Annotated in this window: 20 protein-coding genes and 2 pseudogenes; 17 read left to right on the top strand and 5 right to left on the bottom strand. The window is 45.0% G+C overall.

From position 1 onward, the window contains the following. The first annotated feature begins 51 nt into the window (after positions 1-51). The gene (locus VXP95_RS03265) at positions 52-924 is read left to right on the top strand and encodes an acyl-CoA thioesterase (protein WP_416705924.1); all 873 of its coding nucleotides are present in this window, start codon (positions 52-54) and stop codon (positions 922-924) included. 177 nt (positions 925-1,101) lie between these two features. Further along, positions 1,102-2,349 (top strand): dicarboxylate/amino acid:cation symporter, encoded by a 1,248-nt coding sequence (locus tag VXP95_RS03260; protein WP_416711387.1) that lies wholly within the window; start codon positions 1,102-1,104, stop codon positions 2,347-2,349. Between the two features lie 277 nt (positions 2,350-2,626). Here VXP95_RS03260 and yihA read toward each other — a convergent pair. The 5 genes and pseudogenes from yihA to VXP95_RS03235 all read right to left on the bottom strand — a co-directional run. Then, a pseudogene (gene yihA, locus VXP95_RS03255) lies at positions 2,627-3,403 on the bottom strand (ribosome biogenesis GTP-binding protein YihA/YsxC); the annotation flags it as partial. Between the two features lie 105 nt (positions 3,404-3,508). Next, positions 3,509-3,949 carry an RrF2 family transcriptional regulator gene (locus VXP95_RS03250; RefSeq protein WP_416711386.1) on the bottom strand — a complete coding sequence of 147 codons (441 nt, stop codon included), beginning with the start codon at positions 3,947-3,949 and terminating at the stop codon, positions 3,509-3,511. Positions 3,950-4,046: 97 nt separating this feature from the next. Continuing rightward, positions 4,047-4,808, bottom strand: coding sequence for a globin domain-containing protein (locus VXP95_RS03245; protein ID WP_416705927.1), 762 nt, complete (start codon positions 4,806-4,808; stop codon positions 4,047-4,049). Between the two features lie 152 nt (positions 4,809-4,960). Next, on the bottom strand, positions 4,961-6,511 hold the full coding sequence (locus VXP95_RS03240; protein ID WP_416711385.1) for a helicase HerA-like domain-containing protein: 1,551 nt from the start codon (positions 6,509-6,511) through the stop codon (positions 4,961-4,963). An 18-nt stretch (positions 6,512-6,529) separates the two neighbouring features. After that, entirely contained in the window at positions 6,530-7,732 is a 1,203-nt protein-coding gene (locus VXP95_RS03235) for a PLP-dependent transferase (protein WP_416680893.1), read from the bottom strand. Positions 7,733-7,895: 163 nt separating this feature from the next. On the opposite strand from VXP95_RS03235, the gene VXP95_RS03230 reads away from it, so the two are divergent. The 15 genes and pseudogenes from VXP95_RS03230 to rplE all read left to right on the top strand — a co-directional run bounded on the left by VXP95_RS03230 (position 7,896) and on the right by rplE (position 15,278). Beyond that, positions 7,896-8,630, top strand: coding sequence for a type 1 glutamine amidotransferase (locus VXP95_RS03230; protein WP_416680892.1), 735 nt, complete (start codon positions 7,896-7,898; stop codon positions 8,628-8,630). 272 nt (positions 8,631-8,902) lie between these two features. Beyond that, on the top strand, positions 8,903-9,214 hold the full coding sequence (rpsJ, locus tag VXP95_RS03225; RefSeq protein ID WP_000070912.1) for a 30S ribosomal protein S10: 312 nt from the start codon (positions 8,903-8,905) through the stop codon (positions 9,212-9,214). Positions 9,215-9,274: 60 nt separating this feature from the next. Next, on the top strand, positions 9,275-9,913 hold the full coding sequence (rplC, locus tag VXP95_RS03220; protein ID WP_064094523.1) for a 50S ribosomal protein L3: 639 nt from the start codon (positions 9,275-9,277) through the stop codon (positions 9,911-9,913). Positions 9,914-9,924: 11 nt separating this feature from the next. Beyond that, positions 9,925-10,527: a 50S ribosomal protein L4 gene (gene rplD, locus VXP95_RS03215; RefSeq protein ID WP_035265093.1), complete on the top strand. Its 603-nt coding sequence runs from the start codon at positions 9,925-9,927 to the stop codon at positions 10,525-10,527. Continuing rightward, positions 10,524-10,844 carry a 50S ribosomal protein L23 gene (rplW, locus tag VXP95_RS03210; RefSeq protein WP_004281510.1) on the top strand — a complete coding sequence of 107 codons (321 nt, stop codon included), beginning with the start codon at positions 10,524-10,526 and terminating at the stop codon, positions 10,842-10,844. Before rplD ends, rplW begins: the two co-directional genes overlap by 4 nt. Before the next feature lie 11 nt (positions 10,845-10,855). Then, positions 10,856-11,680, top strand: coding sequence for a 50S ribosomal protein L2 (gene rplB / locus VXP95_RS03205; protein WP_064094522.1), 825 nt, complete (start codon positions 10,856-10,858; stop codon positions 11,678-11,680). 19 nt (positions 11,681-11,699) lie between these two features. After that, positions 11,700-11,975, top strand: a complete 276-nt coding sequence (rpsS, locus tag VXP95_RS03200) for a 30S ribosomal protein S19 (protein WP_004673001.1) — start codon at positions 11,700-11,702, stop codon at positions 11,973-11,975. Positions 11,976-11,986: 11 nt separating this feature from the next. Beyond that, positions 11,987-12,316, top strand: coding sequence for a 50S ribosomal protein L22 (gene rplV / locus VXP95_RS03195; protein WP_001982638.1), 330 nt, complete (start codon positions 11,987-11,989; stop codon positions 12,314-12,316). Position 12,317: 1 nt separating this feature from the next. Continuing rightward, positions 12,318-13,134 (top strand): annotated as a pseudogene (rpsC, locus tag VXP95_RS03190) (30S ribosomal protein S3). Then, positions 13,074-13,487 carry a 50S ribosomal protein L16 gene (gene rplP / locus VXP95_RS03185; protein ID WP_004281506.1) on the top strand — a complete coding sequence of 138 codons (414 nt, stop codon included), beginning with the start codon at positions 13,074-13,076 and terminating at the stop codon, positions 13,485-13,487. Before rpsC ends, rplP begins: the two are co-directional and overlap by 61 nt. After that, positions 13,487-13,684: a 50S ribosomal protein L29 gene (gene rpmC / locus VXP95_RS03180; RefSeq protein WP_004281505.1), complete on the top strand. Its 198-nt coding sequence runs from the start codon at positions 13,487-13,489 to the stop codon at positions 13,682-13,684. The genes rplP and rpmC overlap by 1 nt, the downstream gene beginning before the upstream one ends. Further along, the gene (gene rpsQ / locus VXP95_RS03175) at positions 13,681-13,938 is read left to right on the top strand and encodes a 30S ribosomal protein S17 (RefSeq protein ID WP_004281504.1); all 258 of its coding nucleotides are present in this window, start codon (positions 13,681-13,683) and stop codon (positions 13,936-13,938) included. The genes rpmC and rpsQ overlap by 4 nt, the downstream gene beginning before the upstream one ends. Before the next feature lie 91 nt (positions 13,939-14,029). Beyond that, entirely contained in the window at positions 14,030-14,398 is a 369-nt protein-coding gene (rplN, locus tag VXP95_RS03170) for a 50S ribosomal protein L14 (protein ID WP_004281503.1), read from the top strand. Positions 14,399-14,407: 9 nt separating this feature from the next. Then, positions 14,408-14,725 carry a 50S ribosomal protein L24 gene (rplX, locus tag VXP95_RS03165; RefSeq protein WP_004281502.1) on the top strand — a complete coding sequence of 106 codons (318 nt, stop codon included), beginning with the start codon at positions 14,408-14,410 and terminating at the stop codon, positions 14,723-14,725. A 16-nt stretch (positions 14,726-14,741) separates the two neighbouring features. Then, positions 14,742-15,278: a 50S ribosomal protein L5 gene (gene rplE / locus VXP95_RS03160; RefSeq protein ID WP_004645057.1), complete on the top strand. Its 537-nt coding sequence runs from the start codon at positions 14,742-14,744 to the stop codon at positions 15,276-15,278. The last annotated feature ends 1 nt before the right edge of the window (position 15,279 follow it).

The raw sequence follows: 15,279 nt of genomic DNA, 5'->3' as shown, positions 1-15,279 counted from the left end.
TTAAATCTGTTTTTCCATTTTAGGATATCTCCAATATTACGTAGGTTACTTATGAATGCCTTAACACAGGAACTGGTCGAGCTGCTCAGCTTAGAAAAGTTAGAAGAAAACATTTTCCGTGGAATCAGCCGGAATCTGGTGGGCAAGCGTGTGTTCGGTGGACAGGTTTTAGGGCAGGCATTACGCGCCGCATCTTATACCACAGACCGTCCGGCACACTCATTGCATGCCTATTTTCTGTTTGGCGGAGATGTCAACGCACCGATTATTTATGAAGTAGACCGTATCCGTGACGGCAAGAGCTTTGTCAGCCGTCAAGTGCGTGCCATTCAGCATGGCCGTACCATTTTTATGTGTATGGTATCTTTCGCTCCACAGGAAGAAGGTTTGAACTATCAGATTTCAGAGCCCGAGTATCCACCGGCAGAAAGCCTGAAAAATGAAGCAGAACTTACCCGGCAGATTATCGAGTTTATTCCGGAAAATGTACGGGCCACCTTTACACGTGACCGTCATGTCGAGATTCGTCCGGTCAATCCGCAGAATCCGTTCCAGCCGCAACCTGAAGCACCTTCTTATGCGCACTATATCCGTACCCACGGCCAGATTGCTACAGAGGTGGACGAGATTTCTCTGCATCAGGCCATCGCCGCTTTCTATTCTGACTTTACTTTGATGACGACTGCACTGCGCCCACATGGTCTGAGTTATCTTTCACCAAGTTTGCAATGTGCCAGTATTGACCATGCCATGTACTTCCATAGACCGTTTCGGGTGGATGAATGGATGCTGTATGACATGGATGCGACGCAAAGTGCCAGTTCACGTGGCCTGAACTTTGGCCGGATGTGGCAAAATGGCGAACTGGTCTGCAGTACGACTCAGGAAGGCCTGATCCGTTTGCGTGAAATCGAAACACAATAATGGTTATTCTTGTTCAACAAACCGAATGTTCAGATTCGGTTTTTTGTTTTTTTAAGTAGCATATAAATGGCTATTTAATGTCATGTTTTCATGACCTGTTTATAAAATACTACTCGATTCTATAGAACACGCATGGCATAGTGCGGCTTAAGATCAATATTAAAAATGCATGAAAAGATGAGCTTAAATACGCAAATTTTAATTGCCGCCGTACTGGGGGTGCTGTTTGGATTCCTGCTGACGACATTTCCACAAAGCACGTTTTTTGATATCGGCCTGTACGGGGTTGGAATTGCCAGCAGTCTTTTCATTGGACTGCTTAAAATGATTTTGATCCCTCTTATTTTTACTTCAATCGTGGTCGGGGTGTCTAATCTGCAGGCCGGTGGACAGTTGAGTCGAACCTGGAAAATCACCCTGATGTGCTGTGTGACAACCACTTCATTGGCGCTCATTTTAGGCCTGACCTGTGCCCATCTGTTTGATGTCGGTAAGGGGGTTGATGTACTGATGTTCCAGGATGCCATGGCACAACATCAAACACCAGATACCCTGACCCCTTCATCTTTCTTTACCAATTTTATTCAGAATACCCTGATTAATCCGTTCAAAGCTTTTGCTGATGGTAACGTTTTGGCAGTGGTGATTTTCGCCTTGTTTATCGGTGTGGCGCTAGTGGCAGGTGGAGACAGCTTCCGTACCGTACGTAAACTGAGTCTCCAGTTTTTTGACATCATGATGTTGATGATTGGCTGGATCATGAAATTGGCACCGCTTGGAATTTTTGCGCTACTTGCCAAGCTGATCGCTACTGAAGATATTTCTGTACTGAGTCGTCTGGCTGAATTTGCTGCAGTGGTCACAGGTACCACAGTTTTTCATGGTCTTGTGGTCTTGCCTTTATTGCTGTGGGTTTTTGGCAAGATGGATCCCATCACGTTCTTTAAGGGTACTAGAGCTGCCCTGATTACTGCATTTGCCACCAGTTCCAGTTCGGCTACCATGCCCTTGTCGATGAAATGTGCTCAGGAAAATTTAGGGGTACGGCCCCAGACTGCAGGTTTTGTGATTCCGCTGGGTACCCAGTTAAATATGGATGGCACGGCACTCTATGAAGCGGCAGCAGCCTTGTTTATCGCCAACTTAATGGGGCTGGATCTCAGTCTGGGACAGCAACTGGTGGTATGTGCCACAGCGATGATTGCATCCTTGGGTGCGCCGGGAATTCCGAGTGCCGGTATGGTGACCATGATCATGGTCTTGCAGTCGGTCGGTTTGCCTGCCGAGGCGATTGCCATTCTTTTACCGATCGACCGTTTACTGGATACCGTACGTACAGTAGTGAATGTTCAGGGAGATATGATGATCAGTGTGGTGGTGGACAGGTATACGCGTGAACCAGATTTACAAGTTGCGGACAGTTAAAACAGTCAAAAGACAAATAAAAAAGCAGGTATTTGACCTGCTTTTTTATAAGGTGATTTTAAATAAATCAAGAACAATCTCAGACCATTCCAGTGATATGGTCTTAATCCGCTGAATGCTTATTCTGATTCAATTCATCTGCCGCTTTAAGCTCGGATTGATCCTGATCAAGCAATTCAAGTGGTTCTTCAGCTTCATTTAAAGCATGCATTGATACTTCAGCAATATGCTCCAAATCAGATTCACTAAGCTCGAGTTCTTCGAGGGGTTCATCCGATTCATTGAAATCATGAATCGATGCTTCCGGAATGCTGTCCAGATCATATTCAGAGGCTTGATCTAAGGTAAAGTTCAAACGGCCACCCATGACGCTGGCCAGTTCTTCCAGACCCTGTTTATTCATTGATGAGAACAGTTGAATCGAGAAATCCAGCTTCATCTTTTTCAATGCCGCTTTGACTTCCTGCAAGGCTTTGGATGCAGGACCACGATTCAGTTTATCTGACTTGGTTAACAAGACATGTACGAACAACTGGCGGGAATAGGCCCATTCCAGCATCATCACATCAAAGTGTTGCAGTGGATGGCGAATGTCCATCAGTAGCACCAGGCCTTGCAAGCTCTGGCGATGAATCAGGTAATTTTCCAGTTCTTTTTGCCAGACCAGTTTCATTTTTTCAGGTACAGCGGCATAACCATAACCGGGTAAGTCGACCAGACGCTGATCTGGATTGCCCAGGCTAAAAAAATTGATCATCTGGGTGCGGCCAGGTTTTTTGGATGCGCGTGCCAACTGTTTCTGGTTGGTCAGGGCATTAATCGCACTGGATTTCCCTGCATTCGAGCGACCAGCAAAAGCAATTTCATAGCCAGTATCTTCTACACAAAGACTAAGTTTGGGCGCACTCATTAAAAATTCGGCTTTACGTAGCCAGTTGAGTGAGCGCACAGCATATTCAGTAATGGCAGAATCAACTTTTTTCTCGTAGCTGATCTTTTGCTTAGGCGCATGAGCTGTCTTACTGTTTTTGGATTTTCCTCTGCTGTGGTGCATAACTCAACTTCAATAAATGATCTACAAAGAAGCATTATAAAGGAAGTCGCACAGGCAAGCGAACATTGCCGCAAGAATAACTCATAAGATGTGAACTGAAAGACTTTAAAGATTAATCAGGCCGATCGGGGACTTTGAACTAAAGCGTGCATCTTTGGGTAGAACAACATCTTGAAGCGTATATTGATCCAGACTGTGATAAAACTGATCGACTGCAGTATCTAAAATACCTTTCAAACCGCAAGTTGGACGTAATACGCAGGGGGGATTATTGCATTCCACCACATTGCTGTCGTGTTGCAGAATCCGCACAATCTGTCCCAGTTGAAGGTTCAGGCTGGCTGGATTTAAACGTATGCCACCCCCTTTACCACGGGTAGTAATCAGCCAGTCCTGTTTTGCCATAAAATGCACGATTTTCATGGCATGATTTTGTGAAACCTGCAAGCGTTCGGCAAGTTCTGCAATGGTATAGGGGAGATCACGTGGCTGTGCGGCATACATCAGAATCCGAAGCGCATAGTCAGTGAATTTATTGAGTTGCATAAGGTCAACAGCTAGAAAATGAAAAAGTTGAATGTGAAAAGCTCCACGAATGGAGCTTTTAATCAGAATCTGAAGCTAGTCTAAACCGTTTTTGCAATTAAAGCTTGAGCGGGGCAGACACTTCGACGATATCACCCACCTGATAATGGTCGATCAGTGTTTGTGCCACTGAAAACGCGGTTGGGTTTTCTTCAGCTTTCACAGTAATCTGATATTGTCCACTTTGAGCCTGATCAAAGCTGAACTGCTGTGGCTGGCGAATGTTCTGTTCAGGCACCTGTACTCGTACTGAAATATGTTCACCTGCCTCCGCACTTGCAATCGCTGCACCGTCTTTAGCTTTGAGTGTAAAGATTTTACCTGCCTCAGTATCATTGACTGCTGCCACTTCAAATTCGCGCCAGCCGGCCCAGCCACCATTTTCAGAAGCTAGAGTGGCATATTTGGATTTTTCTACACCAATCAGGATATCTGCCAGTTGCATATATGCTTCTTTCCAGGCTGCAATCAGCTCGGAGTCCATGGGTACATCTAAAACTTCGCTGATCGAATGTAACAGATTTTCACCGACAATCGCATATTGATCTGGCTGAATATCCAGACTGACATGTTTGGTGGTAATACGTTCGATGGCTTTGGCCAAAACACCCGGGTTGGTGATGTTCTCGGCATAGGCCAAGACTGCCGCAGCCAGGGCACGTGGTTGACGACCGGTACTTTGATGATCCATGTTGAAGGTGTTTTTCAACTCAGGATGGTTGTTCAGCATGCGGTTATAGAAATATGTAGTAAGTGCTACGCCGTTTTCACGTAAAACAGGAACAGTCGCTTGTACAAGTTCAATATGTTGTGGATTCATGGGAGCTGTCTGCAGTTGTTTTTAAAAGATGTATTTAAATTAAATCTTTTAAAAAAGCTTTACAATAGTGTCACTCCATAAAACCCTATAAAAATTATGGAATATAAAAATATCCCATAAAAAGTGTGATGATGATCGGAAAAGGAGGGGGATTATTTTCGGCCAAACAGCGAACCCAGTAAGCCGCGCACAATTTTCTGCCCAGTACTCCCGCCCAGGCTACGGGCAGCACTTTTGGCAAAGGTGCCGACAATATCCTGAGTCAGTTTTTCTCGTTGCTTGGCTGCGCGTTCAGATTCTTTTTGCTGTTCTCGTGCCAGACGTTCCTGTTCTTTAATTTGCTGCTTGGCAAGAGCTTCCTGTTCCTTGCTTTGCTGTTTGGCAAGTTCGGCGGCCTGAGCCTGTTGCTGGCGTTCTGCGACCTTGTTTTGCAGCATTTCATGGGCGCTATCCCGATCGACTGGCTGCTCATAAATACCGGCGACAATACTTTGCTGCATGAGAGCCTTGCGTTCTTCAAGCGAGATCGGTGTAAAGGATGAATGCGGCGGCATGACCCAGCCACGCTCTACTATTTGCGGAATGCCTTTTTCATCCAGGCAGCTAATTAGGGCTTCACCGACAGCAAGTTCGGTAATCACCTGATCGACTTTAAATTCAGGATTGGCTCGGAAAGTCTCTGCTGCGGTTTTCACTGCTTTTTGATCTTTGGGAGTGAAAGCCCGCAAAGCATGTTGAACCCGATTGCCGAGCTGGCCTAAGACACTTTCAGGTAAGTCCAACGGATTTTGCGTGACAAAATAAATCCCTACACCTTTCGAGCGAATTAGACGCACCACCTGCTCAATTTTTTCTTGTAGGGCAGGGCTGGCATTATCAAATAAGAGATGGGCTTCATCAAAGAAAAACACCAGTTTAGGTTTGTCTAGATCGCCGACTTCGGGAAGCTGTTCAAACAGCTCGGAGAGCATCCAGAGTAAGAACGTGGCATATAGCTTAGGCGTATTCATCAGCTTGTCAGCCGCCAACAAATTGATATTGCCACGTCCTTGACTATCCGTCTGCAAAAAGTCCATCAGATCCAGCGCCGGCTCGCCAAAAAACTGGTCACCGCCTTGGTCAGCCAGTGCTAACAAATTACGTTGAATCGCACCGAGACTGGCGGGTGAAAGATTGCCATATTCAGCTTTAAAGTCAGCCGCATGCTCAGAGACATAACTCAGCATCGCTTTCAGATCTTTAAAGTCGATCAGCAATAAACCCTGATCATCGGCAATCCGAAACACGGCAGATAAAACGCCTTCCTGGGTGTCATTCAGATTCAGTATTTGCGCCAGCAGCAGCGGGCCAATTTCAGAAATGGTAGTGCGAATCGGATGACCCTGTTCGCCAAATAAATCCCAAAACACCACTGGTGAGGCTGCAAAAGGAATGGACTCGATATTGAGACTTTTAATCCGTTCATCAAACTTGGGGCTGCTTTCACCTGCTTTGGCCAGGCTGGACACATTGCCTTTGGCATCGGCGAGGAATACAGGTACACCAATTCGAGAAAAGCTCTCCGCCAATACTTTTAAAGTCACAGTCTTTCCGGTACCAGTGGCACCTGCAATCAAGCCATGTCGATTGGCAAGTTGGGAATGCAGCACAATATCCTGTGTGGTATCCGCAGTTTTTTTAGCAATAACAATTGGTCTACCCATAGCTTTTCCTGTTATTTATTATTCATGTTTAAGTTTTTTCATTTGTTCCAAGGCGTGCTGGATATCCTGAATCAAGTCTTTCGGGTGTTCCAGACCAATACAGAATCGCACCAGTAAGCCGTCTTTTAGGTGGGAATGTTGCAGCACGCGCATGTCATTTAAGTTATATAACATGACCAGACTGACAGGACCACCCCAGCTAAAGCCAAGCTTGAACAGGCTTAAACTGTCACAGAAATTCCGGATATCCTGTATTGTGTATTTGCTGTCAAAGATTACACTGACCAGACCGGCACTATGCGCTTGCCTGCAAATTTCTTTCCAGTATGGATGGCCTGCGCTGTCAGAATCAGCAGGATGCAATACCTGTATAAGCTCAGTTTGCTGTTTAAGCCAGTCCAAAATAGTGAGACAACTTTGTGACTGATGTTCATAGCGCAGTTGCATAGACGCCAGACTGCGTTGTACCTGAGCCACATCATCCCCAGAAACACTAATGCCTTGAAGGGCATGCGCACGGAACAGTTGGTGATGCAAGACTTTATCTCGTGTGACCACTGAGCCCATCAGGATGTCGCCACCACCGCTTGGATATTTGGTCAGTGCATGTACCGTAATATCTACACTTAAATGTTCATGACCAAAATCAAAGGCATTAAAAGCCAGACCTGCACCCCAGGTATTATCCAGTACAGTCACCATATTATGCGCCTGCGCCTTTTTCACCAAACCGGTCAAATCTGGGAATTCCAGGGTCACTGAGCCGGCAGCCTCGAGCCAGATCAGTTTGGCGTTATCTGTAGGCTGAAAAGTTTCAATCTCTATCGGATTATAGACTTTAACCGTAATTCCATAACGCTTCTCCAGATTGCGTAAATGTTCCATGTTTGGGCCATAGATGTTGTCAGCTACCCAAACCTCATCCCCCTGGCTTAAAAAACAGGAATTCACCAGATTAATCGCAGATAAACCGCTCGGTGCGAGCAGATGATACAAGCCACCTTCGAGTTGGGCGATATTGTCGCCAAGAGTAAACGTAGTGGGTGTGCCATGCGTGCCATAACTATAATCATACTCATCGCTCCAATGGCGATTAAACAGGGCATCGGTATTGTTAAAAATTATGGTCGATGCACGATAGAGGGGAGGCTGAATGCTCGAAATTAATTGAGGGGCCTTTCGTGGTGCATGAATCAGGCGAGTTTGAGAGTCTTGTTTCACGTGAATGCGCTCAAATGTAATCAAATATTACTCTAGCTTAAGAGAATCTGTGACTCACTGCCAGTTACGTTATGAATTGTTTAAAAACAGCAGGGGTAGAAAAAACTTGGCTTCATTTTTGCAAAAGCTAAAGCCATATAGCTAAAAAAATAGGTTGAGGAGCATGAAGTCGCATTTAAAAGTGCATTATTTTCAGCATATTGCTGGTGAAGGTTTCGGTAGTTGTTATGAGTTTTTGAAGCAGCATCAGGCGCAAATTACCGCGACTGAATTTTTTGCTTTACCTATAGACCCACCTCTGGAGATCGAGGCATTGCCTGCAGTAGAAGAGGTGGATTTGCTGATCATTATGGGTGGAACCATGAGTGTGAATGATGAAGCAAATTTCCCTTGGTTAAAAATAGAAAAACGCTGGTTGCGTCGCTATCTTTCACACGGTAAACCGGCAATTGGCCTGTGCCTGGGTGGGCAGTTGATTGCAAATGCCCTGGGTGCAGGCGTTAGCCGCAATCCGGAGCAGGAATTAGGGTGGACCACGGTGCAGAGGGTAGTCAATCTGCCGGAATCGTGTTTTAGCTTGCCGGAGCAGTTCAATATTCTACAGTGGCATAATGAAACTTTTGAACTGCCCAAAGGTGCAATCCATCTGGCAGAAAATGAAGCCTGTCGTAATCAGATGTATCAACTGGGCAGAAATGTATTAGGTTTCCAGTTTCATCCAGAAATTACACCCGAAACACTCGAATTGTTTTTGGAAAATGAGGAAGAGCTGGGGCAATTTTCAGGAAGATATGTACAAAACTTGGTTGAGCTAAAAAAAACCCCAAAACAGAAATTTATTGAAGGAAATCATATATTAAACCGTGCGATAGAATATGTTCTGGCAAAAACTGCCTGATATTCAATCAATAAGCCATTATTTAAGTCATCAATTTAAAACTTGGATAAAACCATAAAAGAGATTTGCTTATGCAATAAACAATGGCTATAATAAGCGACCCTTCAATAGGAAGGGGGTTAACTGCGAATAAAGTAGTTAACTATCGTTACAGTCGTGGCATCGATCATGACCTTAGTGATAATTCACTGCTCTTGACACTTGCCCACATTAAAGTGGGGTGAGATGCGTCAAGAGTGATTCTTTATATATTTGGCTTGGAGTTTACTGGTATGTCTAACCAGAGAATTCGTATCCGTCTTAAGTCTTTTGATCATCGTCTGATCGATCAATCAGCTCAAGAAATCGTAGAAACCGCAAAACGTACTGGCGCACAAGTGTGTGGTCCAATTCCAATGCCTACACGTATTGAACGTTTTAACGTTTTAACATCACCACACGTAAACAAAGACGCGCGTGACCAGTACGAAATTCGTACTTACAAGCGTTTGATCGACATCGTTCAACCTACAGACAAAACTGTAGATGCATTGATGAAGTTAGATCTTGCAGCTGGTGTTGATGTTCAGATCGCATTGGGTTAAGGCTTTCGGGTTAATTAACACTCTAAGTTAATTAGGCCGCTTTTTTAGAGGTTTATGCACATGGCTATTGGTTTAGTCGGTCGCAAGTGCGGTATGACACGTATCTTTACAGATGCTGGTGTTTCTGTGCCTGTTACAGTGATTGAGGTTGATCCTAACCGCATCACTCAAATCAAAACGCTTGAAACTGATGGTTATCAAGCGATTCAAATCACTACTGGTGAACGTCGCGAATCTCGCGTAACTAACGCTCAGAAAGGTCACTTCGCGAAAGCGGGTGTTGCTGCTGGTCGTCTGGTTCAAGAATTCCGTGTTTCAGAAGCTGAGCTTGAAGGTCGTGAAGTTGGTGGTACGCTTACCGTTGAAATGTTCCAGGTTGGTCAAGTTGTTGACGTAACTGGTACTTCTAAAGGTAAGGGTTTCCAAGGTGGTGTTAAGCGTTGGAACTTCCGTACTCAAGACGCTACTCACGGTAACTCACTTTCTCACCGTGTTCTAGGTTCTACTGGTCAAAACCAGACTCCTGGTCGCGTGTTCAAAGGCAAAAAAATGGCTGGCCATTTAGGTGCTGAACGCGTAACTACACAGGGTCTTGAAATCGTTGCTATCGACACTGAGCGTTCAGTTCTTGTTGTTAAAGGCGCGGTTCCTGGTGCTACTGGTGGCGACGTAACTGTTCGTCCTACTATCAAGGCCTGAGGGGAAATAACGTGAATTTAAATACTGTTTCCGGCTCTGCTGTTGAATTATCAGAAGTTGCGTTCGGTCGTGAATTTAATGAAGCTCTTGTACACCAAGTTGTTACAGCTTACTTAGCTGGTGGTCGTCAAGGTTCTAAAGCTCAAAAATCACGTGCAGACGTTTCTGGCGGTGGTAAAAAACCATTCCGTCAAAAAGGTACTGGCCGCGCTCGTGCTGGTTCTATTCGCAGCCCAATCTGGGTTGGCGGTGGTAAAACTTTTGCTGCTCGTCCACAAGACTGGTCTCAAAAAGTAAACCGTAAAATGTACCGCGGTGCTATGCAATGCATCCTGGCTGAGCTTGTTCGTCAAGATCGCCTAGTTTTAGTTGAAGAGTTTGCTGTTGCAGCTCCAAAAACTAAAGAATTGCTTGCAAAACTTAACGACTTGAATGCGACTCGCGCATTGATCGTTACTGATGCTGTTGATGAGAACCTGTATCTTGCTGCACGTAACCTTCCACACGTTGATGTGGTTGATGCTGCTGCAATCGATCCGGTTAGCTTGATTGCGTTCGACAAAGTTGTTATGTCTGTAGCTGCTGCTAAGAAAATTGAGGTAGAACTCGGATGAACAACGAACGTATCTATCAAGTCCTGCAAGGACCTGTATTCTCAGAAAAAGCACAAGTTTTAGGTGAAACTGCTGGTGTTCAAGTGTTTAAAGTTGCATTAAATGCAAACAAGCTTGAAATCAAAAAAGCAGTGGAACAACTCTTTGGTGTGGAAGTTGTTAAAGTTAACACGACTATCACTAAAGGTAAGTCTAAACGCTTTGGTAAAACATTAGGACGTCGTTCTGATGTTAAAAAAGCATACGTCACCCTGAAAGCTGGCCAAGATGTAGAAATGGCTGACTTGGGCGATACCGCTGAAAGCACAGCGGAATAAGGACGAGAATTATGCCTATTCAAAAATGTAAGCCAACGTCTCCAGGACGTCGCTTTGTAGAGAAAGTGGTTCATAATCACCTTCACAAAGGCGCACCATACGCTCCGTTGGTAGAAGCTAAAAAACGTACTGGCGGCCGTAACAACAACGGTCACATCACGACTCGTCACGTTGGTGGCGGTCACAAGCAGCACTACCGTCTAGTTGACTTTAAACGTAACAAAGATGGTATTCCTGCAACTGTAGAGCGTATCGAATACGATCCTAACCGTACTGCACACATTGCACTTGTATTGTATGCTGACGGTGAGCGTCGCTATATCATCGCTCCTAAAGGCCTTCGCGCTGGCGATAAAGTACAGTCTGGTAACGATGCTCCAATTCGTCCAGGTAACTGCTTGCCGCTTCGCAACATGCCAATCGGTTCTACTCTTCACAACATCGAACTTAAAATCGGTAAAGGCGCGCAGTTAGCTCGTTCAGCTGGTACTTCAGTTCAGCTGTTGGGTCGTGACGGTTCTTACGCTATCGTTCGTCTACGTTCAGGCGAGATGCGTAAAATTCACGTTGAATGCCGTGCTGTGTTAGGTGAAGTATCTAACTCAGAAAGCAACCTTCGTTCACTAGGTAAAGCTGGTGCATCACGCTGGCGTGGTGTTCGTCCTACCGTTCGTGGTATGGCGATGAACCCAGTTGACCATCCACATGGTGGTGGTGAAGGGCGTAATAAAGGTATTCAACCTGTAAGCCCATGGGGTCAAAAAGCTAAAGGGTACAAAACACGTACCAATAAGCGTACGACTAAGATGATTATTCGCGACCGTCGCGTTAAGTAACAAGTAAAGGAATCTGACAATGCCTCGTTCTCTGAAAAAAGGCCCATTCGTCGATGCGCACTTGTTCGCTAAGGTTGAAGCGGCTATCGCGGCTAATAACCGTAAGCCGATCAAAACTTGGTCGCGTCGTTCGATGATCCTACCGGATTTTGTTGGTTTAACAATTTCTGTACACAATGGCCGTAACCACGTTCCTGTGATCATTTCTGAACACATGGTTGGTCACAAGCTTGGTGAATTTGCACCAACTCGTACCTATCGCGGTCACGGTGTTGACAAGAAATCTAAACGTTAATGGGTGCTATGATGGAAGTAACTGCTAAATTACGCGGTGCCGCTATCTCGGCACAAAAAGCTCGTTTGGTTGCAGATCTTATCCGCGGCAAATCTGTTGCGCACGCTCTTAACATTCTTAACTTCAGCAACAAAAAAGCTGCAGTTCTAGTTAAGAAAGCGTTGGAATCTGCAATTGCAAACGCTGAACACAATAACAGTTTAGATGTAGACGATCTTAAAGTTTCTACGATCTACGTTGATGAAGGCATGAGCCTGAAACGTATTATGCCACGTGCTAAAGGCCGTGCAGATCGTATTACTAAGCGTACTTGTCACATCACCGTTAAGGTAGGGGTTTGATATGGGTCAGAAGGTTCATCCAATCGGTATCCGCCTAGGTGTTGTGAAACGTCATAACGCTAACTGGTATGCGAATCCGAAACAATACGCTGAATACTTGCTTAAAGATCTTCAAGTTCGTGAGTTTTTAACTAAAAAACTTAAAAACGCGATGATCAGCAATATTCTTATCGAACGCCCGACAGGTGCTGCTAAAGTAACTATTAGCACTGCGCGTCCTGGTATCGTGATCGGTAAAAAAGGCGAAGATATTGAGAAACTACAACGCGAATTGACAGCTATCATGGGTGTCCCTGCGCAAGTAAGTATCAATGAAATTGATCGTCCAGACTTAGACGCGCGTCTAGTTGCTGAAGCGATTGCTTCTCAATTAGAAAAACGTGTAATGTTCCGTCGTGCTATGAAGCGTGCGGTACAAAACACCATGCGTGCTGGTGCTAAAGGTATCAAAGTAGAAGTTTCAGGCCGTTTAGGTGGTGCTGAGATTGCTCGTACTGAGTGGTATCGTGAAGGTCGTGTACCTCTACATACGCTTCGTGCAGATATCGACTATGCGACTATGCGTGCTGAGACTACTTACGGTACGATCGGTGTTAAAGTTTGGATCTTCCGTGGTGAGATCTTGGGCGGCATGAAACAAGTCATGAACCCAGCTCCAGCAGAAGAACGTCCAGCTAAACGCGGTCGTGGTCGTGGTGAAGGTCAAGAGCGTCGTGGTCGTCGCAATGATCGTTCTGCTGAAAAAGGAGAATAATCCATGTTGCAACCTAAGCGTACTAAATTCCGTAAAGTGCAGAAAGGCCGTAACACTGGTCTAGCACACCGCGGTAGCACAGTATCTTTCGGTACTATTGCACTTAAATCAGTTGAACGTGGTCAAATGACTGCGCGTCAAATTGAAGCAGCGCGTCGTACAATTAGCCGTCGTATTAAGCGTGGTGGTAAGATCTTTATCCGTGTATTCCCGGACAAGCCGATTACTTCTAAGCCTCTTGAAGTGCGTATGGGTAAAGGTAAAGGTTCTGTGGAATATTGGGTTTGCCAAATCAAACCAGGTAAAGTCTTGTACGAAATTGATGGTGTTAACGAAGAACTGGCTCGCGAAGCGTTTACGCTTGCAGCAGCTAAGCTTCCGTTTAAAACCGCTATCGTGACTCGGACGGTAATGTAATGAAAACTAAAGATCTACGTGAAAAGTCGGTAGAAGAGTTGACAGCTTTGCTTGATGAGCAACAGCTTAACCAATTCCGTCTTCGTATGGCGAAAGCAACTGGTCAATTGGGTAAATCGCATGAAGTTGCACTTACTCGTCAGACTATTGCTCGTATTAAGACCCTCCTTACCGAAAAACAGGGGAACGGACAATGAGTGATAAAACAGTCCGCACGTTAACTGGCAAAGTTGTAAGCGACAAGATGGATAAATCTATCGTTGTGCTTATTGAACGCCAAGTTCAACACCCGTTGTATGGCAAATTAATCCGCCGTTCAACAAAATTACATGCTCATGATGAGAACAACACAGCGAAAGCTGGTGATGTTGTAACCATTAAAGAAAGCCGCCCAATTTCTAAAACTAAGTCTTGGACTCTAGTTGAAGTTGTTGAAGCAGCTGCTGAGTAATTAACGTTCTTGTTGCATCATCGGTCAATTTCGAGTACTCTTTGAGCCTTTCGAAATTTCGACCGGTGTTGCTCGGTTTTGGAGTAGGGCAATGATTCAGACCGAAACTATGCTCGACGTAGCAGACAACAGTGGTGCACGCCGCGTACAATGTATTAAAGTACTTGGTGGCTCGCATCGTCGTTATGCTTCTGTTGGCGACATTATTAAAGTTACTGTAAAAGAAGCAATTCCACGCGCACGTGTTAAAAAAGGTGACGTGATGAATGCGGTTGTGGTTCGTACAAAATTCGGTATCCGTCGTGCAGACGGTTCAGTGATTCGTTTCGACGATAACGCTGCTGTTATTTTGAACAACAACAAAGCGCCGATTGCAACTCGTATTTTCGGACCAGTGACTCGTGAACTTCGTACTGAACAGTTCATGAAAATTATTTCATTGGCTCCTGAAGTTCTATAAGAGGCGATCATGGCTAAGATTAAAAAAGGCGATCAAGTAATTGTGATCGCAGGTAAAGAAAAAGGCAAACAGGGTACTGTTCTGTCTGTTTCTAATGACCGTGTTAAGGTTGAAGGCCTTAACTTGGTGAAGAAGCATCAGAAGCCGAACCGTGCTACAGGCGCTGAAGGTAGCGTTGTAACTCAGGAAGCTTCGCTTCATATTTCAAACGTGGCAGTTTTTAATGCTACAACCCAAAAGGCTGACCGTGTTGGTTACCAAGTGATTGATGGCGTGAAAACTCGCGTATTCAAATCAAATGGTGAATCAGTGGCGGTAGCGAAGTAATAGGTTGATATAGGCCATGGCCAGACTTAAAACACGTTACAATGACGAACTTAAAGCTCAGTTACAAGAAGTATTGGGCGTTAAGAATGTGATGGAGATTCCTCGCATCACTAAAATCACGATCAACATGGGTGTTGGCGCAGCTGCTGCTGACAAAAAACTCCTTGATGGTGCTCTTTCAGATATGCAAGCTATCGCTGGTCAAAAACCAGTACTTACGTTAGCTCGTAAATCAATCGCTGGTTTTAAAATCCGTGATGGTTGGCCGATCGGTTGTAAAGTTACTTTACGCGGCGAACGTATGTACGAATTCTTAGACCGTTTGATCTCGATTGCGATCCCTCGTATTCGTGACTTCCGTGGTTTCTCTGCGAAATCATTCGACGGTCGTGGAAACTACTCAATGGGTCTTAAGGAACAAATCATGTTCCCTGAAATCGATTTTGACAAGATTGATCGTATTCGTGGTATGGATATTACCATTACTACGACTGCTCGCACCGATGACGAAGGCCGTGCGCTTATGCGTGCATTCGGCTTCCCGTTCAAATAAG

Source organism: Acinetobacter sp. 226 (assembly GCF_048147925.1).
Lineage (GTDB): Bacteria > Pseudomonadota > Gammaproteobacteria > Pseudomonadales > Moraxellaceae > Acinetobacter > Acinetobacter pecorum.
Note: the sequence above shows the minus strand (reverse complement) of the source record. Positions and strands in the feature narration are given on the sequence as shown.